Here is a 533-nt window from a genome sequence, read left to right on the forward strand (position 1 = left end):
GTGGATTCCTTATGTAATGCTGGCCGTTATTTTGGTAGCAAGCCGCGTAAGCTCGGAGTTTAAAGGTCTACTGCAAAGCGTCAGCGTGTCGTTTAGCAACATTCTAGGCGAAACAGGCGTTAGCGCTGCGATTCAGCCGCTTTACCTTCCTGGTGGTGTACTGGTGTTCGTTGCTCTGCTTGCTGCTGTATTGCAAAGCGGTAGCGCAAAACCTTTGCGTGAAGCATTCGGCGAGTCAAGCAAAACGCTAATCGGTGCAGGCTTCGTATTGGTGTTCACTATCCCGATGGTACGTATCTTCATCAACTCAGGAGTGAACGGTGCTGACCTAGCAAGTATGCCTGTAACAACTGCGAACTTTGCCTCAGACCTCGTTGGCTCTGCATTCCCAGCACTGAGTGCAACGGTTGGTGCACTAGGTGCATTCATCGCGGGTTCGAATACCGTATCGAACATGATGTTCAGCCAGTTCCAATTCGAAGTCGCGCAGACATTATCTATCTCAAGCGTGGTTGTAGTGTCACTGCAAGCCG

At 50.5% G+C, this 533-nt stretch carries 1 protein-coding gene; it reads left to right on the top strand.

Features of this window, described 5'->3' with window-relative positions:
- Nucleotides 1–533: L-lactate permease (locus R7Z47_RS26640; RefSeq protein WP_318130997.1), on the top strand; the 533-nt coding region annotated here is incomplete at both ends.

The organism is Vibrio sp. 1641 (genome assembly GCF_033339995.1).
GTDB lineage: Bacteria > Pseudomonadota > Gammaproteobacteria > Enterobacterales > Vibrionaceae > Vibrio > Vibrio alginolyticus.